Origin of the sequence: Bacteroides sp. AM44-19 (genome assembly GCF_003603395.1) — a bacterium.
GTDB lineage: Bacteria > Bacteroidota > Bacteroidia > Bacteroidales > Bacteroidaceae > Bacteroides > Bacteroides uniformis.
On the sequence record NZ_QTNB01000015.1, the window covers coordinates 13,453 to 38,535 of the forward strand.

The following is a 25,083-nucleotide window of genomic DNA, read 5'->3' on the forward strand; positions in this document are numbered from 1 at the left end:
ATGTGGCCGCAAAGATATAGATATAGGTTGAAAAAATCTCTCCGGACAAAAAAGAATTATCCCCAAAGAAACAAGATTTTTTCTCCAGGGATAACGGTTATAGACAGAGCAGACCCGATTAAATGGTCTGTTCGATATTCCAAACAAAAGCACGGAGTCCGAGTTGCTCGGTCTCCTTGTCCATCCGGTGGAGCGCTTCGAGCAACGGAGCCACCTTAGCCTCATCTATGATAGTGATGATGGCGGAACACATACTGGGCCAGGCATGGCTGCCATAGTGCGGTTCCCCCGTCTTACTGCCACGCCCCTGTACTTGCTGCCAATAGCTGAAGCCGCGGCAGTTGTGGCGGTCAAGCAATGCCATGATACGTTCAAAGAACGCTTGGTCGAATGTTATAAATACTGATTTCACGCTATATAATGTTTAGTGATTAATGTTTAATGATTAACGGATAATGATTAATCATTGTTTACGTGGTTTCGTCATCTTCTCCTTATGCAACTGGTAATAATCATTCAGCTCACGGTCTTTCTTAATCTTCTTACGCGTGCGGCGGATACCAACACCTGCAAACGAGCAATAGAGTACGGGGACAAGAATCAATGTCAGAATGGTAGATACCGTCAGACCGCCAATTACGGCAACACCCAACGGACGCCACATCTCGGCACCTTCACCCTGCCCTACAGCCATCGGCACCATACCGAGGATAGTGGTCAGTGTAGTCATTAATACCGGACGCAAACGGCTGCGGCCTGCCGTGACTACAGAGTGAAGCACCGCTTGACCACGTTCGCGGCAAAGCGTGATGTAGTCTATGAGTACGATACCGTTCTTCACCACAATACCAATCAACATGATTCCACCCAAAAGCGACATCACATTCAAATTGGTTCCCGTAAAGAATAATGCCATCAACACACCGCTGAATGCAAATGGAATGGAAAACATGATGATGAACGGATAACTCAAAGACTCAAACTGAGCTGCCATCACAATGAATACGAGAATAACAATCAATACAGCCAGCGTTCCCAAGTCGGAGAATGAATCCTGTTGGTCCTCATACGAACCCGAAATCTGGATAGAAACACCACTTGGTAGGTCCATCTTATCAATTATAGCATTACCATCGGCCACCACATCGCCCAAAGGTGCTCCCGAAATAACCGCAGATACAGTAACAATACGCTCACGGTCTTTACGTTCGATAGTAGGAGGAGCAGAACGCTCGACTACTTTGCCGAGGTCTTTCACGCGGATACCCTCACCGGAAGGCGTATAAATAAGGATGTTCTCCAAATCTTCAATCTTTGTACGGAATTCGGGAGCGTAACGCACACGGATGTCGTACTCGTCACCATCTTCGCGATAATAAGATGCCAAAGCACCATTTACACGATTACGCAGATAGTTGGAGGCAGTAGAAAGATTCAAGCCATGCAATGCCAGCTTCTCACGGTCAAAGTCCACCTGATATTCGGGCTGATAATCCTGACGGCTGATGTTCACTTCACTCACACCTTTCACCTGCAACAATTTCTCTTTCAGTTCGGCTGACACTTTGTCCGTAGCGGTGAAGTCGTAACCATAAACCTCAAAGTCGGCACTTGCCTGGGCGCTCATGCCGCCTGTGCTACCGCCCAGAATAACCTGCGCCTTGTCCAATTCGGGATACCCCTTCAAGTCCTCACGCATTTCGTCGCAAACGGTTTCCAGTGTCACGTCACGGTCTCCCGGACTCACCAGACTGATATTGAAACTAATGATATGACTACCGTTGTCCTGCATGGAAGCAAACGTATTGTCAGAGTCCGCCTGCCCCACAGTGTAGTTGCAAACTTTCATCATATCTCCGTAGCGCGTCATCCACTTGTTTGTCAGTTCCGAAGCCAATGCTTCCGCACGCTCCACACGGGCCCCGATGGGCAACTGAAGGTTGATACCGATGCGGCTATTGTCTGCTGCCGGGAAGAACTCGGTACCGATGTACTTGGCACAGAACAGACTTGCCACAAAGAATGCGGCACAGCCTGCCATAACCGTCAGACGATGGCGCACAGCCCAGTTCAACCGGTTCTGATACCACACGTCAAGACCGTCCAGCGCACGCTGAATCGGCGTATAGAGCGTAAGGAACATCTTACTCTGCTTTTTCTGCAAACGCAGAAGCTGCGCACACATCATCGGGGTGAATGACAAGGCTGAAACTGTGGAAACCGTCATAATCACACACATCATCCATCCCAACTGACGGAATAACACACCGGACATACCACTTACCATCGTCAATGGGAAGAATACCGCAATCATAGTCAGCGTAGATGCAATTACGGAGATGGCCACCTCGTTCGTGGCATGTATCGCTGCCTGCTTCGGTTCGGAACCCCGTTCAATATGGGTCGTTACATTCTCGAGTACCACAATGGCGTCGTCCACCACGTTACCAATAGCAATAGAGAGACAAGAGAGCGAGATGATATTCAGTGAACCGCCGTCGATGATACCCAGATAGATGAACGAGGCAACCAGTGACATCGGTATGGTGATACAGATGATGACCGTGGCACGCCAACGCCCCAAAAAAACGAACACCACCAAGATAACGAACAGCATAGCGTACATAATGGTTTCCTCCAAGCTGTCTATCGTATTCAAGATGTTATCGGAAGTATTGACAATGATCCCCAGCTTCACATCGCTCGGCAGTGACTTCTGCAACTGTGGCAACATATCAATTACCTTCTGCGAAATGGCTACAGAATTGGCACCCGATTGTTTCTGCACCACAATCATAGCGCCCTGCACACCGTTGCTATACGTCTTCTGTGCACGTTCCTCCACAGAGTCCACAACTTTTGCCACATCGCGCAGATAGACGGAAGCACCGTTGTGCGTACCTACCACGATGTTCTCCATCTCTTTGGGATCCTTGAACTCACCTTCCACACGCAGCGAATAGGTATTGCTACCCACATCAAACGTACCGCCCGGCGTATTCCGGTTTTCGGCACTGATAATAGAGCTGATAGTTTCTACAGAAAGGTTGTAGGCATCCAGTTTATTGGGGTCGCAATATACATTGACCTCACGCTTGGGGGCACCCGAAATGGACACCGTACCGACACCGGGCACACGCGCCAAGGGATTCGCCACGTTGTCATCCAATATTTTGTAAAGAGCCGGCTGGCTCTCCTCCGCCTGCACGGAGAGCAGCAGGATAGGAATCATGTCCGTACTGAACTTGAAGATGATGGGAGTTTCGACCTCATCGGGCAGCATGGAGCTCACCATGTCCAGTTTATCACGCACGTCGTTCGTCAGCACGTCTATGTCATACCCATACTCAAACTCCAGCGTAATCACGGAAATATTCTCCGACGAACGGGAAGTGATATGCTTCAAGTTGCTGACCGAATTCAGCACGTTTTCCAACGGACGGGTCACGTTATTCTCGATGTCCGAGGCACTGGCACCCTGATAGGTCGTCATCACCATAATGGTGTTGGTCTCGATGTCCGGATAAAGGTCTACCGGCAATTTCGACAGAGAGAACAGACCAAATATAGCCACTGCCAGGAAGCAGAGCGAGGTCATAATCGGTTTCTTAACCGCTCCTTCGTATAAACTCATAAGATTAATTCTTTAATTTGCCAATGTGCTAATATGCTAATTGGCTGCGCAATGTAGCTACATCGGCACATTAGCATATTATCACATTACCACATTACCATATTATTTTTCTACCTCGACTTCCACACCATCGGCTAATTTAGACTGCCCAGCAATAACAACTTGAGAGTTATTGTCTACACCGGAAATCAACTCATACTCCGTATCCATACGACGGCCAAGCTCTACCTTATTATAAGACACCTTGCCGTTCTTGTAGACATAGACATAGCGGTCGCCTGAACCGGCACGCTTCACAATGGCCAGGTCGGGAACAACCACGTGGTCCTGTGTTCCGAAGTTCAGCGTGGCGCGGGCAAACATTCCCGGACGTACGCGCTGGTCACGGTTGACAAGCTGTATCTCTACCGGGAAAGTACGGGTAGCCGGGTCGATGGTAGGATAAACAAGGCTGATTTTGCCTTCGAACTCCTCGTCACCATAGACATCCACTTTCACGGATACGGGAGCGCCCTTCTTCACTTTGGTAAAGTAGCCTTCGGATACGTTGATGTATAGTTTTACCGGAGTGATTTGCTCCACTACCAGTACCGGTTCTCCACCGCTATACATATCTCCGTTATCGTAATTGCGTGCCGTCACCACCCCGTTAATGGGACTGAGCAACGAGGTGTTCTCCAAGAGATTCTTATAGGAAGTCTCACGGATGTCGAGATTCATCTTGGCGGCATCCCACTCCGATTTGGAGGCACCGCCTACCTTATACAACTCGTCAATACGCTTGAACTCTATCTGCTGGTTGTCCAGCTGATATTTTATCTGCTTCAGATTGGCAGCATCCATGCTGACCAGCTTCTGGCCTTTCGACACGCGGTCGCCCACCTCCACAAAGATGCGGTCTATACGCACCGGAGAAGAGGGAGCAATATTGTTTTTTACTTCGGCTTCCACCGTAGCGGTGTATTCCTGAATCTGTTCCACGGGACGGGACGACACCTCGGCCAGTTTCACCCTCGGCTTTTCGTCCACCTTCTCAGCAGCAGCTTTATCACTACCTCCGCTACATGCCCCCAGCATGGCAACAACCAGCAGGGCCATCCATTGAAAACCTTTTTTCATATCGTTGTTCTTATTTCTATTCTTCATTCTTAGTTCTTAGTTCTTCATTCTTAGTTCTCTGCAATATAATCCTTTCCCAGCACTTGGTCAAGGTCAGCCTTCGCAACCAGATAATCATAGATGGACTGATTATAAGTCAGTTCGGCCTCCGTAAGCTGCACTTGTGATGTGTTCAGTTCCAACACCGTACCTTTGCCTACCTCATAGCGTTTACCGGCAATCTGCACAGCTTTCTGTGCCTGCATCACATTCTCGCGGTTGCTGACAACCTGCTCGGAACTGGCAGCCATGTTGTTCTGGTAGCTGGTAATCTGCATGTTCAGCTTTCGCTCTGTGTCCAGACGGTTCTGCTCCAACTGACGTATCTGAATACGGTTGGACTTGAGCTTGGTGAAATTGCTTGCCTTATACAAAGGAATACTCAGCGTAAACATCAGTGCGGAACTTCCGCTCCAATTATAATCGAGGATGTTCCAATCCTCGTTGTAGAGTGACTGGTACTGGTAAGAATAGTTCATACCCAAAGTAGGCATGAAGTTGGTACGGAGTGACTTGATGTTCTGATTGAGCATCTTCCGGTTCAAGTCCAACTGCTTCATCGTCGTATTATTGTTCAGATTGGCAGCGGGCTGATTCAGCTCATTGGCAAACAGCTCTGTCTCATAATTGCCGAGATTGTCGGCAATCTCTATATCCACATCGGCCGTTACCCCCATCAGTACCTTCAACTGCAACTTGGACAACGTCACGGCATTACCCGCCGAAATCACATTCGGCTTAATGCTGCGCATCTGCACCTCGGCACTGATTTTATCGAACTCACTGACGGCACCCTGCTGATACTTGGCATTGACAATGTTGTAGTTGTCTTCCGCCAGCTTATAGCTCTTCTGCAACACATCGTAAGAGTCTTGCGTCAGCATCAGCTGATAGTAACCCTTAGTTACCTGGTTCACCAAGTCCAGCTTAGAAGCCCGTGACTTTTCCACAGCCAGTTCAATGTCTGTCTTCGTCATCGACATGGCCTTATATACGCTAGGGGCGAATATGGGCAAACTTATATTCAGCACCCCGCTTACCGTATTCGAATTGTCCATACCCATCTTGAACGACTGTCCGCCAAGATTCATCTGTGCCGCACTGATGGTATGATTCCACGTACCGTCAATGCTTGCCTGCGGAAGCAAGTTCTGCCAGGTTTCCTTGTGAGTCACTTTCTTCAAAGCAATTTCTTCCTCCGCCACCTTTATGGTAGGATTGTCGCTTAAAGCAATCTCCAAGGCACGGTCAAGGGTCAGGGTCAGGGTATCCTTTGCCTCTTGTGCGCGCACATAGCCGCCGGCATACAGCACAGCAACTGCCAACAGTAGTGCTCTTCCTACCCAAAATCTCTGCATCTTCATAAATCAAAAATAGATTATTTATTAAAACTACTCCTTCGTTTCATCCGGCTTTACCTGATTCTTGCGATATTCGCAGATAAAGTCCTCCAGGACACGGGCGCCCTTCTCCGTAGAGATACCGCGCAAGAAAGTGAACATGATAGATTCGTACACTTCAAGGAAAGAATACTCATTGCAGATGTCCGAATTCATCAGCAAATCGAGCTGGTCGCGCACGAGCAGATTGATAATGGCGAAATTCACATCATCACGAAAAATGCCTTGCTTCACGCCCTCTTTGAAGAAGTTCACTGTATCTTCCGAGCTCCGGTTCCGGTTGTTCTTCATCAGCTGATAAGCCTTGGGATATTTCTTGATATCCTCAAAAAACTTCTTGTTCGTGGCATGAAAACGCTCTATGCTCCACTGATAACATCTCAACAAAACTTCCAATACGTTACTGGAAGTCTCTATTACTCCTTTCACAAAAATATCACCATCCTTCTGGGACTTCAGGATACATTCTTCCAACAAGGTTTCCTTGTCCGGAAAAACTTCGTAGAGAGTGCGCTTAGAGATACCCAAAGATGCGGCAATCTCATCCATCGTGATACTTTTTATTCCATTTGTTGTAAATAATTCTACGGCGGCCAGAATGATACGTTCCCTCAGTTCCACCCGTGATGTTGAATGCTTCGTGTGTTCGCCCATTTTTCTTCCCTTTCTAAACTAAAACTATTTTTATTCATTATCGGAATAAAACGGGACAAATATAGAAAGAAAACTCAATTCGCCAATTAAGTTTCCTTTCTTATTGTTAACAGATTAATAATTATTATGTTTCTGGCAGATTTATTGGGAAGTTCCTAATAATCAAACTTTGTCCGGTTGAGGAAAGCGACTGTCTTATGGATTTCCTTATACATCACGATGTCTTCCTTCACAAAAGGGACTTCCTTGCGATATTCGTGCAGGAAACGCTCCAGAACCGGAGAAGTCTTTGCCGGACGGCGGAAGTCGATGCCTTGAGCGGCATTCATCAGTTCGATGGCAAGGATATGCTCCAGATTGTCCATAATGCGATAAAGCTTAGTAGCTGCATTGGCACCCATGCTGACATGGTCTTCCTGCCCGTTGGAGGAAACGATGGAGTCGCTGCTGGCGGCATAGCAGTACATCTTATTCTGGCTTACCATAGACGCGGCAGCATATTGCGGAATCATGAAACCGGAGTTCAGACCGGGATTGGCCACAAGGAATTCCGGAAGTCCACGCAGCCCCATGATAAGCTGGGCGATGCGCCGCTCGGATATATTGCCCAGCTCTGCCAGGGCAATGCCGAGAAAGTCGTAGGAAATGGCAAGCGGCTGGCCGTGGAAGTTACCGCCCGAGATGATACGGTCCTCATCGGGGAAGATGGTGGGATTGTCCGTCACAGAATTGATTTCCGTCAGCAGGACGGAAGCCACGTAACGGATGGCGTCTTTCGTGGCCCCATGCACCTGAGGGATGCAACGGAACGAATAAGGGTCTTGTACATGCTGCTTGGGACGGGCTATCAGCTCGCTGCCTTCCAATAGTTTGCGGAAGTTGGCACCTGTTTCTATCTGGCCCTTGTGTGGACGAATCTGCTGGATACAGTCCATAAACGGATCTATACGCCCGTCGAAAGCTTCCAGGGAGAGGGCGGCAATCAAGTCGGCTTTCTTGGAGAGACGGAAGGCTTTGAGAAGAGCAAAGACACCGTTGGCACTCATAAACTGGGTGCCGTTGAGTAATGCCAATCCCTCTTTACTCATCAGCTTCACCGGTTCCCAACCGAACTCGTCGAGCACACTGATAGCCTCGCGCTTCTTTCCTTTATAATAGACATCGCCCACACCGATAAGCGGCAGGAAGAGGTTGGCCAGAGGAGCCAGGTCGCCGGAGGCGCCCAGTGAGCCACGGTCATAAACGATAGGCATCACGTCGTTATTGAAGAAATCGAGGATGCGCTGCACGGTGATGACCTGCACACCGCTATGCCCCAAAGAGAGAGCATGCGCCTTGAGCAACATCATCAGTTTGATGATGACCGGGCGTATCTCCTCGCCCACACTGCAAGCATGGCTCTTGATGAGATTTTCCTGCAAGGTGCCCAGCTCGTCCGACGAAATGCTCTTACTGCACAACGAGCCGAAACCGGTGGTAATGCCATACAAGGGTTCTTCCGACTCCGCAATCTTCTTGTCCAGATAATCGCGGCACTTCTGTATCCGCAGCTTGGCTTCCGGAGCCAGCTCCAGTTTCAGATTTTCATTGATGATACGTTCGATGAGGTCGAAGGTCAACTCACCGGAACCTACATAATAGACATTGTTCATACTTTCAGCTCTTGATTGATTTCGTCCAACAATTCCTTTTCTTTCGCACAAGCCAAGTGTTCCAATTCGTCGGCTTCACTTTGGAGCTTGGACACAAACTCCTTGTCCTTCAGCGAACCCAGGTTGATGCGTACATTCATCAGTGCGCCCAGCACAGCCGAACGGGCAGACATCATGGCCACACAAGCATCCGTAACGGCATTGCGGTTGCCCAGGCGAGCTACATCCATGATAACCGTCATCAGCTCATACGCATTGCGTGCCACCTGCATGGGAACAAGGGCGGCAAACTTGGTAGCCGCCTGGATGGCAGTACTGCGCGCCGCCTTTTCCTCATCCGTAGCTTTCGGCATCTTGAAGCAGGCAAACACCTTGTCGTAGGCTTCAGAGTCGCGGTCTATATCTTCTACAAAAGCCCCCTTTTGCTGCAAGGCAACTCCGGAGATATGGCGCATCAGCTCTTCGTGAAGTTCATAACCTTTCTTACCGATGGTGAGGTTAGCAACCATAGCGGCAAGAGCAGAAGCAATAGCACCGTTCAAAGCGGCAATACTACCGCCACCGGGGACGGGATCGCTACCCGCCACTTTATTCAAAAATTCCTTTACTGTCAAATCAACTAACATGATATTAAATATTAAAGATTAAGGATTAAGAGGGGATATCAGCACTTCTTAAAGTACAGGATAAAGCACTCCCCCCTTTATGGTGGTATTGACACAATTCATACCTACATAATAAGGTAAAAAGTGATAATTATCCGTATTGAGCACTACGAAGTCTCCTTTCTTGCCCACCTCGATACTACCAATGCTGTCCGCACGGTTCAGAGCGGCCGCACCGTTCAAGGTCAGAGCAGTGATGGCCTCTTCAATACTCATTTTCATATAAATGCACGCCAAGGCAAATGTCAGGGGGATGGAACCGGAGAAACAACTGCCCGGATTGAGGTCGGTGGCAAGGGCCACGGCACAACCAGCATCAATCATTTCGCGCCCACGAGCATAGGGTTCCTTCAAAGCAAAGGCTGTCAGCGGAAGAAGGGTCGCCACAACTCCCTTGTCGGCCATGGCGCGGATGTCCGCATCCGAAGCATGCAGCAGATGGTCGGCAGAGACGGCAGAAAGTTCAGCAGCCAGTCCGGCACCCCCTAATGGTACAATCTCGTCGGCATGGAGTTTCAAGACAAGTCCCATTTCCTTGGCTGCCAGCAAAAGGCGACGGGACTGCTCGATGGAGAAAACGCCCTGCTCACAGAAGACATCGCAGAACTCTGCCAAATTATTATGAACCACTACGGGCATCACTTCGCGGATAATGTAGTCCACGTACTCGTCCGTCTGTCCGTTGTATTCTGCAGGCACAGCATGTGCACCGAGAAAAGTGGAGACAACGTCTACACGCTTGTGCTCGTCATTATTAAGGCTACGCATCACCCGAAGCTGCAGGAGCTCGGTTTCCTTGTCCAGACCGTAGCCGCTCTTTCCCTCTACGGTAGTCACTCCCATAGCACTCATCTGCTTCAGAAAGCCCTCCGCCTTGCTGCGCAGCTGGATGAAATTACATGCACGGGTAACTTTCACCGTACTCACGATGCCTCCTCCACGTTCCATGATGGACATGTAACTCTCTCCCTTCAAACGCCAGGAGAACTCCTCGGCACGCTCGCCACCAAACACAAAATGTGTGTGTGAGTCCACAAAGCCGGGTAGCAGACACTTGCCGCGGGCATTGTAATGCCAGTAGTGCTGATAATAGCCGTCACGCTCCTCTCCACGGTTAGGTCCGACGTAGGTGATGATGCCATCGGTCACTTCCACCGTAGCATTGTCGATGATGCTCAGTTGCTCCATCTCCTTGCCGCAACGGGCAGAAAAGCCGAGGGGGGTCACTACACGGGTATTGAATATAATAAGGTTTTCTGTCATAAAGCCTCTCTCCTAACCCCTCCCCCGTAGGGAGGGGAATTAAGTTAGTACTATTTAATTCGGTTACATTCGTGCTTCTAAGACTTGCTCCATGGAGAAGTTCTCCAATCCCAGATAGTAGGACGCTGTATCTATCAAGGCCTCCATCGGCACCAGACCGATAATCTCACTGCCCACAATACTGACGCCGTAGCGGCGGGCTTCCACACGCACCAGTTCGAAAGCACGGTAGAGGGCGGTGCGGGTATAGTCCGTCATGTTGATGGATACCTGCGTGATGCCGCGGTCCTTCAACTCCACTCCCATTGCCTTGCAATAACGCAGTCCTCCGCCGATGAAACGGATTTTCTTAGCGATGTCATGGGCTATCTCCAGACTGGGGGTATTGAGGTTGATGTTATAAGCCACCAAAGGCATGCGGGCACCGATAGCCACTGTGCCTGCGGTGGGATGACGTTCGGCCAGTCCGAAGTCGGGATGCCATTCCGGTTGCTTTATCTTCTCGGCCATACCTTCGAACTCCCCTTTACGGACAGCAGCCAAATTCTCCCGATGAGGGGCAGAAGCAGACTTTTCATATAAGAAGACGGGAAGATTGTAACGTTTTGCAACCTCCTTGCCCACTTCTTTCGAGAGGGCAACGGCTTCTTCCATCGTCACATTCCGGATGGGGATAAAAGGTACTACATCTACAGCACCCATACGAGGATGCTGTCCCTGATGGTGATTGAGGTCTATCAGCTCTACCGCCACGCCGATAGCTTCGAGCACAGCATCACGAAGCGGTTCCGGCTCGCCCACTACGGTCACCACAAGGCGGTTGTGGTCTTCATCGTTACTGTAATCCAACAGTTTCACACCTTGTTTGCCCCGAAAAGGAGCTACTATCTTATCTATCTTCTGCAAATCGCGCCCTTCGCTGAAATTGGGGACGCATTCCATAATCTTATTCATAATGCTCTTTAAAAAAAAATATATATACTCTGATTTTTCAGACGCAGATGACGCGAATTCTTTTTATCGGAATACAGAGACGTCGGGATTCTTTTGAAAGAAAAAATCCGCGTTATCCGCGTCTAAAAAATGAAATCATCACTTTACTTACTCCTTCACCACTTTCTGCACCAACTTCTCATCAGCCACATACGGCATCGTGATATGATAGCCGTCTGCATGCGTACGGTTAAACTCCTCGCTCGTCTCCATGGCATGCGGATTGCGTGCCCACGAACGGCGGGCCACACCACCCATCACATCCCACAACATAGCGGAACGCAGGATTTCGTCTACCCGGTCACTGCCGTCGCACACCATGCCGAAACCGCCGTTGATGGCTTTTCCGATACCTACGCCACCTCCATTGTGCAAGGCCACCAAGCTCATACCACGCGCACAGTTTCCAGCAAAACACTGCACCGCCATATCTGCCATGACATTACTGCCGTCCTTGATATTGGATGTTTCACGGAATGGAGAGTCTGTACCGCTGACATCGTGATGGTCGCGTCCCAACATAATGGGGCCGACCTCTCCCTTACGCACCATTTCATTGAAGCGCAAAGCTATATTCATACGTCCCACGGCATCCTGATAAAGAATACGAGCCTGCGTGCCTACCACCAAGTTGTTTTTCTCCGCATCACGAATCCAATTATAGTTATCCAAATCTTGCCCGCGACGTGTAGGGTCGATACATTCCATCGCCGCACGGTCGGTCTTCACCAAGTCTTCATGTTTTCCACTGAGGCACACCCAGCGGAACGGACCATAACCATAATCAAACAGTTCCGGTCCCATTATGTCTTCCACATAGCTGGGAAAGATGAAGCCGTTCTTATCATCTCCGTCCCGAGCAATTTCGCTCACGCCGGCATCGTAGACGGCTTTCATGAAGGAGTTCCCATAATCGAAAAAGTACGTGCCGTGTTCCACCAGCCTTTTTATAGCCTTGAAATGACGCTCCAAGGAAGCATCCACCAGACACCGGAACTTCGACGGATTCTCGTGCAGCATATGGGTACGCTGCTCAAACGTCAGTCCGGCAGGACAGTAACCGCCCTCATAGGTGGCATGGCAGGAAGTCTGGTCGGAAAGTAAATCTATGTGCAACTGCTTCTGCACCGCATATTCCAGCAAATCGACGACATTGCCGTGATAGGCCACAGAAACCGGGCGACACTCGTCCATGGCTTGTCGAGCCAGCGAGAAGGCTTCTTCCAGAGAATCCGTAACGTGTCCCACCCAACCCTGGGTATGGCGGGTTTCGATGCGGGAAGCATCCACCTCGGCAATGATTGCCGCCGCCCCTGCCATCTCGGCAGCTTTGGGCTGCGCACCGCTCATGCCTCCCAGACCGGAAGAAACAAACAAGCGTCCGCGTAAATCGCCGTCCTGCGGAATGCCCAGTTTCAGACGGCCTGCATTCAGCAACGTGTTGAACGTGCCGTGCACGATGCCCTGCGGACCGATGTACATCCAGCCGCCGGCAGTCATCTGCCCGTAGTTGGCAACGCCCATCTGCATAGCGGTGTGCCAGTCCTTCTGATTATCATAGAGCCCCACCATCAGCGCATTGGTAATGATGACACGGGGCGCCTCGGGCTTGGACTTGAAAAGCCCCAACGGATGTCCGCTTTCGATGACCAGTGTCTGTTCGCGCGTCAACACTTCGAGGTACTGCTTGATGAGCCGGTATTGCATCCAGTTCTGGCAGACCTGTCCCGTCTCACCATAGGTAACTAATTCATACGGATAAAGGGCGATGTCGAAACAAAGATTATTGTCAATCATCACCTGGAATGCCTTGCCTTCAATGCAGTTCCCCTTGTATTCGTCGATGGGTTTCGCTTTGAGGTCGCCCTGCGGGCGGTAGCGGTAGCCATAGATACGTCCACGTGTACGCAGTTCTTCCATGAACTCCGGAGCGAGGGTTTCGTGCAGCTCTTTGGGGATGTAGCGCAAAGCGTTCTTCAATGCCGTAGCCGTCTGCGCAGGGGTAAGGGTGTAGCCACGGTCGGGTGCCCGCCGGATACCCTCGACAAAGGAAGGATAGGAAGGCAATGTTTTACTTAAGGTTATCTCCATGTCCTATAAAGATTAAGGATTTACAAAGTGTCAGCCCACGAAGGCTATATTTGCCGCAATATAGAAATAAATCCCGATATTCGCAATGGAATGCCAGGATTATTTATCTTTTAGTCAGAAACCGACCAAAACACTTCGCCCGCCCCCCGCTGTTTGTTACAACGCTTTTATCAGAGATTATCCCAGAACCTGCAAACATTTCAGATGTTTTTGCCTCCACACACTACATTTTATCAAAATAATCTCTATATTTGTGAAACTCTTCCAAAAAAAGACGAGATAAAATCATTAAAAGCCAAAAGAATATAACTATGAAAAACTTACTATCAAGTATCATCCTGACAATCGGCATGCTTAGCTGTGCTAGTTGCACAGACCTTATGAAGGACGACGGTTCCAGAGGATTTGCCAACGTGGCCACCATCGTGGGAGATGCAGAAAACGGTTTCTACTGCTACCAGAGACACTATGCCGGTCTGGTTGTTTCGCACAGCAAGGAACTTGCCGGCAAGGAACGGGGTTACTTCAACTTTTATTACACAGAAGACGACTGGACCACCTCTACCAATGGCATGAAATATATCGACAATGCGCAGGTCTATACAATAGAGGCATACGAAACAGTTCATCCCCTCACCCAGGAGGAAGCGGATGCCGGACACATCACCGGCAATGAAAATTGTACTATTCCCCAATCATTGTCTATAGATTATGCCTCTTACGGCTATGTGGATTTACAGGCCGGATTCTCCACCTTCAACCACATAAACGGCGAAATCCACAACGGAGAAGTGAATCTGGTATACGACGCAACCAAGCAGGAACCGGACACGCTCAGACTGCAACTTTGCTACAATCCGCGCATTCCCGACGGATGGACAAAAACAAGCCATCACTTCCGTACCGTATCATGCGATATCTCTTCTCTATCTTCTCTCCAACAATGGAGCGATTCGCTGACCCTCGTCATTGATGACGGAAGCAAAAAGAAGCATCTGAGAAGAATGAGCCGGAACGACTTCTTGAAACCCAGCCCCGAGACTAAATAACCAAAATCAAAGCATTTTTTTCTTTATTCAGTCTTCGTTGGTTTTGGCATACCTCAAGAGTAGCTCTCCTCTTTTAAGAGTCAGACTGTCCTGCGTCAGTTTTTCTATTGTCAGCGTATCCGTAAAAGAAATATTCTGGTGATTGCCGATGCTGGTACCTGAAAGTAACAACCGGTTTCCTACTTTTTTCCATGCCTCATATTTCAAGGTGGCCATGTTAATGGAAGAGGCGCTTCCGTCCCCATCAAGAACGAAACCTTGTTGCATACCGGACATTCCCGGAACCGGCTCCACCCAAGAGCCTTCAATGGAGGCATTGTTGCAAGCAGTCAAAGCAACCATGCCAAGAACAGCAGTTAAATCTCTCAATCTTTTCATGTCTCTTTTCTTTTTAAAACTATATTTCTAAACAAAGGAACTCTTGTATTTCCTCTATGTTCCTGCAAAAATAATGTTTTTACGGGAGCTTCCATATATTGAAGAGTCTTTTCACAAAACAAATTATGAATATTTATTTGGAAATTATTCAAGCTAGCATTACCTTTGCGCCGAAATTCAAAAAACGATATGAACCAGTCCTTAACTACAACATACAATACGCGCAATGCTGCATGGGGCAACAAGACCTTATGCGGCCATTTCATAGTGCACGTACATTGGTTCAGCGGATTCATTTAACTACCCTGCAATTTACATTTTACTATTTTGCACTTCCCTTACCGAGAAAAGGAGGGAGAAATGCCGTGTATGGGGTTTCCATTCGGAAAAACCGGACTAACCTATGTATTCACCAAAAAGAAGAAGAAAACTTATGTTTACAATTATATCTATCATGTTTATAGGAATCGGTATCGGATACCTGATGCGTAACGTACAGATGTTGCAAAAAGTGGAGAAAAGCGCCTCGCTCACCATCTTACTGCTGCTCTTTGTACTCGGCGTATCCATCGGTTCCAACCGTCTGATTGTTGACAATCTGGGAAGATTCGGGTGGCAGGCCGCCGTACTGGCCTCACTGAGCATTACGGGCAGTATGCTGGCCTCACTGATGGTGTTTCACCTATTTTTCAAGAAAGGAGAGAAGAGATGAAGGGAAGTTTGACGGTTGTTGCATTTTTCTGTGCCGGCTGCCTGATGGGAGTAGCCAATGATTTTCAGTTCGACCTGCACGACTTATCCATGTATGTGCTCTATGCATTGATGTTCCAGGTGGGCATCGGCATCGGGAGCAACAAGAAACTGAAGGAGCTGGTCAAGAGCCTGCGGCCCAAAATGCTTTTGGTGCCGATGGCCACCATTGTGGGAACGCTGTTGTTCTCCGCCTTCGCCAGTCTGCTGTTGAGCCAATGGAGTGTGTTCGACTGCATGGCGGTGGGTAGCGGATTTGCTTATTATTCGCTTTCCTCCATTCTGATTACGCAATTCAAGGAACCTTCCATAGGCCTGCAACTCGCCACGGAGCTGGGCACCATCGCCCTGCTTGCCAATATCTTCCGTGAAATGATGGCTTTGCTGGGTGCACCGCTCATCCGGAAATATTTCGGCAAACTGGCACCTATATCGGCGGCAGGGGTCAATTCGATGGATGTACTTCTACCCTCCATCACCCAATATTCCGGAAAGGACGTGATTCCTATCGCTATATTCCACGGAATATTAATTGATATGAGTGTACCGGTATTCGTATCCTTCTTCTGCAATCTGTAAACAGCAGGCCGAAAAGAGGGAGATAAGGCCTCATTGTATTCATACTGTAACAACGTGAACAACAGCGACTTCTCACTGCAAAGTGAGTGCATGCATTTTGCAGTGCCACTGCATACCGTTTGCAGCATCACTGCATACCTATTTGCAGTGATACTGCAACTGCTTTGCAGCGCGACTGCAACGGGTTTGCAGTGACGCTGCAAAAGGTGTGCAGTGACTTTGCAGCCGGTCACCAAGCTACCGCATACTCGTAGTGGTCGAACTTAGGCTTGGTGCCTATGCCTACCGCTTTGAATACCCGGGCTATCCGCTGCTGTTCTTCGGGAGAGATAGGGCGCTCGCCCTTGCGGCAATGATAGTAATAGCGTTCACAAGAGAAGCATCCCATCACGCGATGGCGCACGGTGAAAAGCAGCTTGGCGGGTACTTCGTCGAAAAGGCGTGTCATACCGCGGGCATAGTGCAGCTGCTCGCTGGAGCGGTAACAGGCACAGGTGGAGGACCCGGACAAGCTGCCGACATAAAAAGGATTCACCGCACGAACGGACTGTGGCTGGGGGCCTTCACTCTCGGACAACAGTTGTGCCGCTATCGCCCGCAGGCAGGAAGAGGCTTTGGGGCACTTTCCGTTACCCGCAAAGCAGTATTCGTACCCATCGGGCACGTCTTGCAATAATATCATCTTATTAATGATTAATGATTAGTGATTAATGGACGGAGTGCACGCAGATACTTGCCGATGACCTCTGCCGACTCGCTTGTTTCTTTCTCGAATTCGGCGTGCAGTGTCGGGTATCCGGCAAGCAATTGCATCATTCGCTCACGTCCCACGAACTCGGACTTTCCGGTTTCGGGATTCAGTTCGTAATAGACGCGGGCATGCACCAGTCCCGAAGCATTGATGGCGTCTCCCACTTCACCGCCCAATCGTGTGGCATCATCGGGAGTCATGGTACTGGTGGCTGCTTGTCCCACAGGCTGTGCACAGAAGTAAACCTTGCCGCCGAGCCACATGGCAGGTGCATACCACTGCCCGAAGCGATAACGCTTATAGCGCATCTTACGGCAATTGACATAAAGCGAGGTATCTACCCGTACAGCATAACAACGGGACTTCAAATAACGGCAAAGACCGGGATTGTCGTCTACCGTAATACGATAATCGGCACCGCCCATGAGGTAAATCTGGTTCTTTGTACGCTTCTCAATCTTCAGTGTGGTAACCGTATCGCCACGGTTCTCCACCAACTCTTTCAGATTGGAATACATTACCTGTTGCGCCCCCACCGGCAAAACCGCCAGCAACATCAGAACGCCTGACAACCAACTCTTCTTCATATCCCAACCTCCTCTTTTCTGAAACTTTGTTTTAGTGAGCGAAAGGTACATTTTTTATCGGAAGTAGACAAAAAATCGCGGAAAAAACAATTGGAAATGTATATCTTTGCCTTAAACTTAACATGTATGGAGCAAATAAATACGATAGATAAAATCAGCGCCGTCTACCGCAACACGGCAGAAGAGGCAAGACAAGAACTGAATAAAGTACAACAGAAGATTTACCGCATCGGCAGCCTGCGCCTGCTGCTATTTGTGGCAGGAGTAGTAGGAATTATCTATTTCTGGAGCGAGAGCTGGGGTATACTGGCCTGCATTGCCCTCATCACCCTACTGCCGTTCCTATTTTTAATGAAATACCACAACCGGCTGTTCCATCGCAAGGACTATCTAGAAAAGAAGATGGAAATCAACGAGCAGGAACTCGCCGCTCTGGATTACGATACGTCTTCTTTCGATGACGGCGAAGCATACATCGACCCCACCCATCTCTACACCTATGATTTGGATGTTTTCGGTCCGCATTCCCTTTTCCAGTACATCAACCGTACCTGCACACAGCCCGGGAAACACCGCCTCGCCCACTGGCTGGGGAAACATCTCGAGAGAAAGGAAGAAATCATCCGCCGACAAGAAGCCGTCAGTGAACTGGCTCCGGAACTGAAATTCCGTCAGCGCTTCCGTATCCTCGGCCTGCTGTACAAAGGAAAAGCCGCCGATGAAACAGAACTGTGCCAATGGGCGGAAAGTCCGAGCATCTTCCGGAGCCGGAAATTACTGCGCCTCCTGCCGGTACTGGTGACGGGAGCCAACCTCATCTGCCTCGCACTCGTCATGGCAGGAATTCTGTCCGCAAGTATCTACGGCATCATCTGGACCTGCTTCGTCATCGCCGGCTTCGGCTTCACTGGCAAAGTCACCAAGATGCAGGCCATCTATGGCAAAAAACTGCAAATTCTCTCCACCTACGCCGCCCTGCTCCACCTCATGGAAAAGCAGCCTGCACAAGCCACCCTGCTCAAAGAGATAAAACAACAGATTGGCGGAGAAAAACGGAAAGCCTCCCACTCCATCAGCAGGCTGAACAAGCTCATGGATGAACTCGACCAACGCAACAATGTCTTTATGTACGTCATTCTGAACGGCCTCTTCTTCTGGGAGCTGCGTCAAATCATGCGCATTGAAACCTGGAAAGAGCAATATGCCGCTGAACTGCCCGGGTGGCTCGATGCCATCGGACAAATGGATGCGCTCAACTCACTGGCAACATTTGCCTATAATCATCCGGACTATATTTACCCAAAGATAGTTCAAGCGGAAAGAAAGGGGAAAGGAAACCTGAATAAAGAAGAAGAAAGCAATTCTGAAACGGAAGCACCCATCAATGCCCCTTCCTCCTTCCGTCTCCGTGCCGAAGCCCTGGGCCATCCGCTGATGAACCGAGACCGCTGTGTCCGCAATGACATCGACATGGTGAAACGACCGTTTTTCATCATCGTCACCGGCGCCAACATGGCAGGGAAAAGCACCTATCTGCGTACGGTGGGCATCAATTACCTCCTTGCCTGCATCGGCGCCCCCGTCTGTGCCCGCCAAATGGAAATATGCCCGGCCCGGCTCATCACTAGCCTGCGTACCTCGGATTCACTGAACGACAACGAGTCCTACTTCTTTGCCGAACTCAAACGTCTGAAACTCATCATAGACAAGCTGCAGGCTGGTGAGGAGCTTTTCATCATCCTCGACGAAATTCTGAAAGGTACCAACTCCATGGACAAGCAGAAAGGCTCCTTTGCCCTTATCAAGCAATTCATGACTTTGCAGGCCAATGGCATCATTGCCACCCACGACCTACTGCTGGGAACACTCATCGACCTCTTCCCCGATGACATCCGCAACTATCGCTTCGAAGCAGACATTACAGACAATGAACTGACATTCTCCTACCGCTTGCGCCCAGGCATCGCCCAGAATATGAACGCCTGCTTCCTGATGAAAAAAATGGGGATTGCCGTTGCCGACTAATCCCCACCACAGTTAAAGTCAAGTCTAACTCTTTGACTGATTATGCTGTTTTACATTTCTCCAGGAAAGTAGATACTGCAACCGCATCGCTACCCGTATAGTAGCGTACGGAAGTTACCGGAGTATACGTGTAAGGCACAAACTGATACAACTGTACAGCCGCAAATTTATTGTCCTGCGAAATCATGACATCCATGCGCACATTTCCACTGCCGCTACTTTTTATTTCAGTCTCGCCATTCAGCTGTTCATTCTCAATCATATCTGTAAGTTTGCCCAAATATTTCAAATCGAAGAAAACACTGCGTTCCTTGGTCACACTGCCCGTCGGCAAATAGACCACTTCCTTCGATTTCCAAAACAGACGGAACACGCCAAGCAAGACGAATGCCGTACCCAGCACCATCAAAGCCATGCTGAGAGTGGAAGATTTATCACTCACCTCAAAAATGGATGCAAAAATAAAAACACCGACCAGCAGCATAGCTACTGAAAAGATAAGTCCTGAAACACTGGTACGCTTTACAATATCGGGATGTGAAGACGCAAAAAGAGTTGCGTCAATAGTTTGAGTTGCCATAATTATAATATGTTTTAATGAATTTATTAGAAATAGAAAATACAGTATTTCCCTGCAAAAACACATAGTCTGACCATACACAAGGGAAAAAGGAAGATTCAATAAAACACTAAATGAGAATACGCCTTAGCGTGAAAATGTAATATTCGCACACCGGCTGGCAACGATAATAGGCAGTGGCATCATAGAGTTTCTCACGATGCAGAGACAAAACAGCCGCTCGCTGGGCCAGTTTGTCAATCCAGTCCTTTAAAGAAAATATATATTCCGTGGTAGAAATGCGCTGTATACGGGAGTACGTCAGCGAATGTAATTGTCCACCCATGCCCGCCAGCTCTGCATCCGGCAGATAAGGCAATTGAGGCATCGCAATATAGGCATCAGTCTGCTCATGTACGGCAATAGTATTCTCACTCACAACATTCCCACCACTCGCCGCTTTATTGGCAAATGTATCGCTTACAGTCTGCCATAAAGCCAATGCAAGCACCATGAATCCTATGAATCTTAAGAATTTAGCCATATCTATGTGCAAATATAACAGTTTCTTTCAGGAATTTGTTTAATGCACACATCTTTTAATGTTTCTTGGATGATTTATAGGAAATAAAAAGCCGCTCCAAACAAATTGGAACGGCTTCTATATATAAAAAGAATAGTTGAATTATTCAGCTTTAGCTTCCTCAGCAGCAGGAGCTTCTGCAACTGGTGCAGCAGTTTCTGCAGCAGGAGTAGCTTCAGTAGCAGCAGCTTTCTTTGAACGGCGGGTACGAGTAGCCTTCTTGGCAACCTTTTCCTTAGCCATGTTTTCGTTGTAGTCAACGAGTTCAATGAAGCACATTTCAGCGTTGTCACCCAAACGGTTACCAGTCTTGATAATACGAGTGTAACCACCCGGACGATCAGCAATCTTCACAGAGATTTCTTTAAACAATTCAGTTACAGCATACTTGTCTTGCAAATTGCTAAATACAACACGACGGGAATTAGTCGTATCGTCTTTAGCCTTTGTAATCAAAGGCTCAACAAACTTCTTCAAAGCTTTAGCCTTTGCAACGGTCGTAGTGATTCTTTTGTGCTTAATCAAAGAACACGCCATATTAGCCAACATAGCGTTTCTATGAGAGGCAGTACGACCCAAATGGTTGAATTTCTTATTATGTCTCATTTTTTATTCTTTATCTAATTTATATTTAGAAATATCAGTTCCAAACGACAGATTCAGACTTTCCAGCAAATCATCAAGCTCGGTAAGCGATTTCTTTCCGAAGTTTCTGAATTTCAGCAAATCCGTCTTGTTGAATTGTACCAAGTCACCAAGAGTCTCTACATCTGCAGCCTTCAGACAGTTGAGGGCACGTACAGAGAGATCCATATCAACGAGCTTGGTCTTCAGCAACTGACGCATGTGCAATACTTCTTCATCAAACTCTTCATTGCCGTCAACATCATTTGTTTCCAGCGTGATCTTCTCGTCAGAGAAAAGCATGAAGTGATAAATCAGAATCTTTGCAGCTTCTTTCAGGGCTTCTTTCGGATGAATGGAACCGTCGGTAGTAATCTCAAGTACCAGTTTCTCGTAGTCGGTCTTCTGCTCTACACGGAAGTTCTCTACCTGATACTTCACATTACGTATCGGAGTATAAATAGAATCGATAGGAATTACGTTCACATCGGTGCAATATTCGCGGTTTTCGTCAGCAGGAACATAACCACGACCTTTGTTGATCGTAATATCTATCTGCATAGTCGACTTTGAATCTAAATGACAAATAACTAATTCAGGATTTAACACTTCAAATCCAGTCAAATACTTACCTATGTCACCTGCTTTAAATTCACTTGAATTCTCGACTGTAATACTTACTTTCTCACTCTCGAATTCTTCAACTACTTGCTTGAATCTCACTTGTTTCAGATTCAAGATAATGTTAGTAACATCCTCTTTTGCCCCCGGAACACTGGAAAATTCATGCTCAACACCGTCTATCTTGATAGTAGTGATAGCAAAACCTTCCAATGAAGAAAGCAGGATGCGGCGCAGTGCATTACCCACGGTAATACCGAAACCGGGCTCCAACGGACGAAATTCGAATTTTCCGAATCTAGAGTCCGCTTCCAACATTAATACTTTATCAGGTTTTTGAAATGCTAATATCGCCATGAAATTAATTATTATTTAGAATACAATTCTACGATCAAATGCTCTTTAATGTTTTCAGGAATGTCTGCTCTTTCAGGTACATGCAGCAATTTGCCTACCTTAGAGTTATCATCCCATTCCAACCAAGGATATTTGCTATGGTTAAAGCCAGCCAGTGAATTAGCGATAACTTCCAATGATTTGGATCTTTCACGAACACCGATCACCTGACCCGGTTTCACTGCATAAGAAGGAATATTCACAACCTCACCGTCTACAGTAATGTGCTTGTGGCTCACCAACTGACGAGCAGCTGCGCGAGTAGGAGCAATACCCAAACGGAATACGATATTGTCAAGGCGACCTTCCAACAATTGGAGAAGGATTTCACCAGTAATACCTTTAGCAGTCTCAGCCTTCTCAAACAAGTTGCGGAATTGTTTTTCCAAAACGCCATAAGTATATTTGGCTTTCTGTTTCTCACGAAGTTGAACACCGTATTCAGAAGTCTTTCTCTTTCTGGAATTACCGTGCTGTCCGGGAGGATAGTTCTTCTTTGACAATACTTTATCTGCTCCAAAGATACCTTCACCGAATTTACGGGCTATTCTTGATTTTGGTCCAGTATATCTAGCCATTTCTTTTAAATATTTAATTGTTTATTCATGAACTTGGGTTTGTTGCAGCCGCGATTGCAGAGAGAAAGTTTACAATCCAATAACAAAATCAAGTCTCACTTCTATTAAAGGTAAATTTTAAACTCTACGTCTTTTCGGAGGACGACAACCGTTGTGCGGAAGCGGAGTTACGTCAATGATTTCAGTAACCTCGATACCTGCACCGTGGATAGTTCTAATAGCAGACTCACGTCCGTTACCCGGGCCCTTCACATATGCTTTTACCTTTCTCAAGCCAAGATCGTATGCTATCTTAGCACAATCTTGAGCAGCCATCTGTGCTGCGTAGGGAGTGTTCTTCTTTGAACCTCTAAAACCCATCTTTCCGGCAGAAGACCAAGAAATGATCTGACCTTCGCTGTTTGCCAGAGAAACAATAATGTTGTTAAAAGATGAATGAACATGCAACTGTCCATTAGCATCAACCTTCACATTTCTCTTTTTTGCTGCAACTGTTTTTTTTGCCATATCAACAATTATTATTTAGTAGCTTTTTTCTTATTAGCAACGGTTTTCTTTCTACCCTTACGAGTACGGGCATTGTTCTTTGTGCTCTGACCTCTTACTGGAAGACCAATACGATGACGAACACCACGATAGCAACCGATATCCATTAAACGCTTAATGTTCAATTGAACTTCAGAACGAAGATCACCTTCAACCTTATACTCTGCACCAATGATCTCACGAATCTTGGCAGCCTGATCATCCGTCCAGTCTTTTACTTTCAGGTCTCTGTCAACACCTGCTTTATCCAAAATTTTTGCTGAACTACTACGACCTATACCATATACATAGGTCAACGCAACTTCACCTCTCTTGTTTTGAGGCAAATCGACACCAACTATTCTTATAGCCATATACTAAATTATTTTTTTTGCAAAAATAATAATATTATCCTTGACGTTGTTTATACTTAGGATTTTTCTTGTTAATAACATACAAACGGCCATTACGTCTAACGATCTTACACTCTGGCGTACGTTTCTTTAAGGATGCTCTTACTTTCATATCTTAATTTTATTTATATCTAAATACAATTCTTCCTTTCGATAAATCGTAAGGAGACATTTCGACTCTTACTTTATCCCCTGGCAGGATTTTGATGTAATGCATCCGCATCTTACCGGAAATATGTGCAGTAATCTCATGTCCGTTTTCTAATTCAACACGAAACATTGCATTAGACAATGCTTCAACTATAACTCCATCTTGTTCTATTGCAGATTGCTTTGCCATATTAATTTCTTAAATTGCTTTATCTCCTAATACTTCTTCAATGAACTCGAATGATGACAATATATCAGCTTCACCAGTGCCGACTGCTATCGTATGTTCAAAATGAGCTGCACACTTGCGGTCTTTTGTCCTCACCGTCCAGCCATCACGCTCCATGAGTATTTGTCGGTTACCTAAAGTTATCATCGGTTCAATGGCAATGCACAAGCCTTTCTTCAGCATTGTCCCATAACCACGCTTTCCGTAATTGGGAACCTGAGGATCTTCATGCATTTCCTTGCCTATTCCGTGACCCACAAACTCACGCACCACACCATAAGAATTAGATTCGCAGTGCTGCTGTATCGCATAACCGATATCACCCAACCGCTTGCCGTGAACGGCATTCTGTATCCCTATGTACAATGCTTCTTTAGTAACCTTCAGTAATTTGCGGACTTCTTCGTCAACTTCACCTACACAAAACGTATAGGCTGAGTCGCCACAAAAGCCATTCATGTAAGTACCACAATCAACAGACACGATATCACCATCTTTCAGTACCACATCATCTCCCGGAATACCATGTACCACCTGGTCATTTACAGATGTGCAAATAGAAGCTGGAAACGGATCGCCATATTGATTAGGAAAACCTTTAAAGGTTGGAACAGCACCATTGTCTCTGATGAACTCTTCCGCCACCCTATCCAGCTCTTTTGTTGTCACTCCGGGCTTTATAACCTTAGCTATCTCAGCCAACGTCTTTCCAACAAGCAAATTACTCTTGCGGAGCAGCTCTATTTCATCTTCTGTTTTAAGAAATATCATTCTTC

At 47.5% G+C, this 25,083-nt stretch carries 27 protein-coding genes; 4 read left to right on the forward strand and 23 right to left on the reverse strand.

The features are described 5' to 3' along the window. Positions 1–118: 118 nt before the first annotated feature. The 10 genes from DW947_RS17200 to DW947_RS17245 all read right to left on the reverse strand — a co-directional run bounded on the left by DW947_RS17200 (position 119) and on the right by DW947_RS17245 (position 13,510). Positions 119–412, reverse strand: a complete 294-nt coding sequence (locus DW947_RS17200; protein WP_005825638.1) for a PG0541 family transporter-associated protein — start codon at positions 410–412, stop codon at positions 119–121. Positions 413–463: 51 nt separating this feature from the next. Further along, the gene (locus DW947_RS17205) at positions 464–3,634 is read right to left on the reverse strand and encodes an efflux RND transporter permease subunit (RefSeq protein ID WP_005825640.1); all 3,171 of its coding nucleotides are present in this window, start codon (positions 3,632–3,634) and stop codon (positions 464–466) included. Between the two features lie 102 nt (positions 3,635–3,736). After that, positions 3,737–4,753, reverse strand: a complete 1,017-nt coding sequence (locus DW947_RS17210; RefSeq protein ID WP_117963540.1) for an efflux RND transporter periplasmic adaptor subunit — start codon at positions 4,751–4,753, stop codon at positions 3,737–3,739. Positions 4,754–4,803: 50 nt separating this feature from the next. Next, positions 4,804–6,156, reverse strand: coding sequence for a TolC family protein (locus tag DW947_RS17215; RefSeq protein ID WP_044467780.1), 1,353 nt, complete (start codon positions 6,154–6,156; stop codon positions 4,804–4,806). 27 nt (positions 6,157–6,183) lie between these two features. After that, a complete protein-coding gene (locus DW947_RS17220) occupies positions 6,184–6,846 on the reverse strand; it encodes a TetR/AcrR family transcriptional regulator (protein ID WP_005825647.1) in 663 nt (220 codons plus the stop codon). Between the two features lie 155 nt (positions 6,847–7,001). Beyond that, positions 7,002–8,498, reverse strand: a complete 1,497-nt coding sequence (gene hutH, locus DW947_RS17225) for a histidine ammonia-lyase (protein ID WP_005825651.1) — start codon at positions 8,496–8,498, stop codon at positions 7,002–7,004. Then, positions 8,495–9,124, reverse strand: coding sequence for a cyclodeaminase/cyclohydrolase family protein (locus tag DW947_RS17230; protein WP_005825652.1), 630 nt, complete (start codon positions 9,122–9,124; stop codon positions 8,495–8,497). Before DW947_RS17230 ends, hutH begins: the two co-directional genes overlap by 4 nt. 48 nt (positions 9,125–9,172) lie before the next feature. Continuing rightward, the gene (gene hutI, locus DW947_RS17235) at positions 9,173–10,426 is read right to left on the reverse strand and encodes an imidazolonepropionase (protein WP_061412545.1); all 1,254 of its coding nucleotides are present in this window, start codon (positions 10,424–10,426) and stop codon (positions 9,173–9,175) included. 63 nt (positions 10,427–10,489) lie between these two features. Then, positions 10,490–11,380, reverse strand: coding sequence for a glutamate formimidoyltransferase (gene ftcD / locus DW947_RS17240; protein ID WP_005833514.1), 891 nt, complete (start codon positions 11,378–11,380; stop codon positions 10,490–10,492). A 147-nt stretch (positions 11,381–11,527) separates the two neighbouring features. Further along, positions 11,528–13,510 (reverse strand): urocanate hydratase, encoded by a 1,983-nt coding sequence (locus tag DW947_RS17245; RefSeq protein ID WP_061412542.1) that lies wholly within the window; start codon positions 13,508–13,510, stop codon positions 11,528–11,530. Positions 13,511–13,821: 311 nt separating this feature from the next. Between DW947_RS17245 and DW947_RS17250 the strand changes: the two genes are divergently transcribed. Beyond that, positions 13,822–14,559, forward strand: coding sequence for a hypothetical protein (locus tag DW947_RS17250; protein ID WP_016271991.1), 738 nt, complete (start codon positions 13,822–13,824; stop codon positions 14,557–14,559). A 27-nt stretch (positions 14,560–14,586) separates the two neighbouring features. Here the strand turns inward: DW947_RS17250 and DW947_RS17255 are convergent, their stop codons facing one another. Next, a complete protein-coding gene (locus DW947_RS17255) occupies positions 14,587–14,937 on the reverse strand; it encodes a lipocalin family protein (protein WP_005825659.1) in 351 nt (116 codons plus the stop codon). A 433-nt stretch (positions 14,938–15,370) separates the two neighbouring features. Here DW947_RS17255 and DW947_RS17265 point away from each other — a divergent pair, with 433 nt between their 5' ends. Beyond that, positions 15,371–15,649, forward strand: coding sequence for a LysO family transporter (locus DW947_RS17265; RefSeq protein WP_005825664.1), 279 nt, complete (start codon positions 15,371–15,373; stop codon positions 15,647–15,649). Beyond that, positions 15,646–16,266 carry a lysine exporter LysO family protein gene (locus DW947_RS17270; protein ID WP_005825665.1) on the forward strand — a complete coding sequence of 207 codons (621 nt, stop codon included), beginning with the start codon at positions 15,646–15,648 and terminating at the stop codon, positions 16,264–16,266. The genes DW947_RS17265 and DW947_RS17270 overlap by 4 nt, the downstream gene beginning before the upstream one ends. A gap of 229 nt (positions 16,267–16,495) precedes the next feature. Here the strand turns inward: DW947_RS17270 and DW947_RS17275 are convergent, their stop codons facing one another. Continuing rightward, the gene (locus DW947_RS17275) at positions 16,496–16,948 is read right to left on the reverse strand and encodes a DUF6078 family protein (protein WP_117963536.1); all 453 of its coding nucleotides are present in this window, start codon (positions 16,946–16,948) and stop codon (positions 16,496–16,498) included. 11 nt (positions 16,949–16,959) lie between these two features. Further along, a complete protein-coding gene (locus DW947_RS17280; RefSeq protein WP_034529315.1) occupies positions 16,960–17,604 on the reverse strand; it encodes a DUF6563 family protein in 645 nt (214 codons plus the stop codon). A gap of 126 nt (positions 17,605–17,730) precedes the next feature. Here DW947_RS17280 and DW947_RS17285 point away from each other — a divergent pair, with 126 nt between their 5' ends. Further along, positions 17,731–19,629: a MutS family DNA mismatch repair protein gene (locus DW947_RS17285; protein WP_117963539.1), complete on the forward strand. Its 1,899-nt coding sequence runs from the start codon at positions 17,731–17,733 to the stop codon at positions 19,627–19,629. 40 nt (positions 19,630–19,669) lie between these two features. Here DW947_RS17285 and DW947_RS17290 read toward each other — a convergent pair whose 3' ends face one another. The 10 genes from DW947_RS17290 to map all read right to left on the reverse strand — a co-directional run bounded on the left by DW947_RS17290 (position 19,670) and on the right by map (position 25,078). Next, positions 19,670–20,209: a hypothetical protein gene (locus DW947_RS17290; protein ID WP_117963535.1), complete on the reverse strand. Its 540-nt coding sequence runs from the start codon at positions 20,207–20,209 to the stop codon at positions 19,670–19,672. A gap of 109 nt (positions 20,210–20,318) precedes the next feature. Further along, positions 20,319–20,732, reverse strand: coding sequence for a hypothetical protein (locus DW947_RS17295; RefSeq protein ID WP_005825677.1), 414 nt, complete (start codon positions 20,730–20,732; stop codon positions 20,319–20,321). A 141-nt stretch (positions 20,733–20,873) separates the two neighbouring features. Then, positions 20,874–21,377, reverse strand: a complete 504-nt coding sequence (gene rplQ / locus DW947_RS17300; RefSeq protein WP_005825680.1) for a 50S ribosomal protein L17 — start codon at positions 21,375–21,377, stop codon at positions 20,874–20,876. A 3-nt stretch (positions 21,378–21,380) separates the two neighbouring features. Next, a complete protein-coding gene (locus DW947_RS17305) occupies positions 21,381–22,373 on the reverse strand; it encodes a DNA-directed RNA polymerase subunit alpha (protein WP_005825683.1) in 993 nt (330 codons plus the stop codon). A gap of 11 nt (positions 22,374–22,384) precedes the next feature. After that, positions 22,385–22,990, reverse strand: coding sequence for a 30S ribosomal protein S4 (rpsD, locus tag DW947_RS17310; RefSeq protein WP_005825685.1), 606 nt, complete (start codon positions 22,988–22,990; stop codon positions 22,385–22,387). A gap of 117 nt (positions 22,991–23,107) precedes the next feature. Further along, positions 23,108–23,497, reverse strand: a complete 390-nt coding sequence (rpsK, locus tag DW947_RS17315) for a 30S ribosomal protein S11 (RefSeq protein WP_002558049.1) — start codon at positions 23,495–23,497, stop codon at positions 23,108–23,110. An 11-nt stretch (positions 23,498–23,508) separates the two neighbouring features. Further along, a complete protein-coding gene (gene rpsM, locus DW947_RS17320; protein WP_004291218.1) occupies positions 23,509–23,889 on the reverse strand; it encodes a 30S ribosomal protein S13 in 381 nt (126 codons plus the stop codon). A 34-nt stretch (positions 23,890–23,923) separates the two neighbouring features. Further along, positions 23,924–24,040 (reverse strand): type B 50S ribosomal protein L36, encoded by a 117-nt coding sequence (gene ykgO / locus DW947_RS17325; RefSeq protein ID WP_002558051.1) that lies wholly within the window; start codon positions 24,038–24,040, stop codon positions 23,924–23,926. Between the two features lie 9 nt (positions 24,041–24,049). Further along, a complete protein-coding gene (gene infA, locus DW947_RS17330; RefSeq protein WP_002558052.1) occupies positions 24,050–24,268 on the reverse strand; it encodes a translation initiation factor IF-1 in 219 nt (72 codons plus the stop codon). Positions 24,269–24,277: 9 nt separating this feature from the next. Next, the gene (map, locus tag DW947_RS17335; protein ID WP_005825687.1) at positions 24,278–25,078 is read right to left on the reverse strand and encodes a type I methionyl aminopeptidase; all 801 of its coding nucleotides are present in this window, start codon (positions 25,076–25,078) and stop codon (positions 24,278–24,280) included. Positions 25,079–25,083 lie beyond the last annotated feature (5 nt).

Bases quoted from the DNA above. Each gene is read 5' to 3' on its own strand.
- DW947_RS17215 (WP_044467780.1), bottom strand. From the start codon at position 6,156: ATGAAGATGCAGAGATTTTGGGTAGGAAGAGCACTACTGTTGGCAGTT.
- DW947_RS17230 (WP_005825652.1), bottom strand. From the start codon at position 9,124: ATGTTAGTTGATTTGACAGTAAAGGAATTTTTGAATAAAGTGGCGGGT.
- rpsD (WP_005825685.1), bottom strand. From the start codon at position 22,990: ATGGCTAGATATACTGGACCAAAATCAAGAATAGCCCGTAAATTCGGT.
- DW947_RS17275 (WP_117963536.1), bottom strand. From the start codon at position 16,948: ATGATATTATTGCAAGACGTGCCCGATGGGTACGAATACTGCTTTGCG.
- DW947_RS17255 (WP_005825659.1), bottom strand. From the start codon at position 14,937: ATGAAAAGATTGAGAGATTTAACTGCTGTTCTTGGCATGGTTGCTTTG.
- rplQ (WP_005825680.1), bottom strand. From the start codon at position 21,377: ATGAGACATAATAAGAAATTCAACCATTTGGGTCGTACTGCCTCTCAT.
- DW947_RS17285 (WP_117963539.1), top strand. From the start codon at position 17,731: ATGGAGCAAATAAATACGATAGATAAAATCAGCGCCGTCTACCGCAAC.
- DW947_RS17205 (WP_005825640.1), bottom strand. From the start codon at position 3,634: ATGAGTTTATACGAAGGAGCGGTTAAGAAACCGATTATGACCTCGCTC.
- hutH (WP_005825651.1), bottom strand. From the start codon at position 8,498: ATGAACAATGTCTATTATGTAGGTTCCGGTGAGTTGACCTTCGACCTC.
- DW947_RS17295 (WP_005825677.1), bottom strand. From the start codon at position 20,732: ATGGCTAAATTCTTAAGATTCATAGGATTCATGGTGCTTGCATTGGCT.
- hutI (WP_061412545.1), bottom strand. From the start codon at position 10,426: ATGACAGAAAACCTTATTATATTCAATACCCGTGTAGTGACCCCCCTC.
- DW947_RS17280 (WP_034529315.1), bottom strand. From the start codon at position 17,604: ATGAAGAAGAGTTGGTTGTCAGGCGTTCTGATGTTGCTGGCGGTTTTG.
- infA (WP_002558052.1), bottom strand. From the start codon at position 24,268: ATGGCAAAGCAATCTGCAATAGAACAAGATGGAGTTATAGTTGAAGCA.
- rpsM (WP_004291218.1), bottom strand. From the start codon at position 23,889: ATGGCTATAAGAATAGTTGGTGTCGATTTGCCTCAAAACAAGAGAGGT.
- ykgO (WP_002558051.1), bottom strand. From the start codon at position 24,040: ATGAAAGTAAGAGCATCCTTAAAGAAACGTACGCCAGAGTGTAAGATC.
- rpsK (WP_002558049.1), bottom strand. From the start codon at position 23,497: ATGGCAAAAAAAACAGTTGCAGCAAAAAAGAGAAATGTGAAGGTTGAT.
- DW947_RS17220 (WP_005825647.1), bottom strand. From the start codon at position 6,846: ATGGGCGAACACACGAAGCATTCAACATCACGGGTGGAACTGAGGGAA.
- DW947_RS17305 (WP_005825683.1), bottom strand. From the start codon at position 22,373: ATGGCGATATTAGCATTTCAAAAACCTGATAAAGTATTAATGTTGGAA.
- DW947_RS17265 (WP_005825664.1), top strand. From the start codon at position 15,371: ATGTTTACAATTATATCTATCATGTTTATAGGAATCGGTATCGGATAC.
- DW947_RS17210 (WP_117963540.1), bottom strand. From the start codon at position 4,753: ATGAAAAAAGGTTTTCAATGGATGGCCCTGCTGGTTGTTGCCATGCTG.
- map (WP_005825687.1), bottom strand. From the start codon at position 25,078: ATGATATTTCTTAAAACAGAAGATGAAATAGAGCTGCTCCGCAAGAGT.
- DW947_RS17270 (WP_005825665.1), top strand. From the start codon at position 15,646: ATGAAGGGAAGTTTGACGGTTGTTGCATTTTTCTGTGCCGGCTGCCTG.
- DW947_RS17245 (WP_061412542.1), bottom strand. From the start codon at position 13,510: ATGGAGATAACCTTAAGTAAAACATTGCCTTCCTATCCTTCCTTTGTC.
- ftcD (WP_005833514.1), bottom strand. From the start codon at position 11,380: ATGAATAAGATTATGGAATGCGTCCCCAATTTCAGCGAAGGGCGCGAT.
- DW947_RS17250 (WP_016271991.1), top strand. From the start codon at position 13,822: ATGAAAAACTTACTATCAAGTATCATCCTGACAATCGGCATGCTTAGC.
- DW947_RS17290 (WP_117963535.1), bottom strand. From the start codon at position 20,209: ATGGCAACTCAAACTATTGACGCAACTCTTTTTGCGTCTTCACATCCC.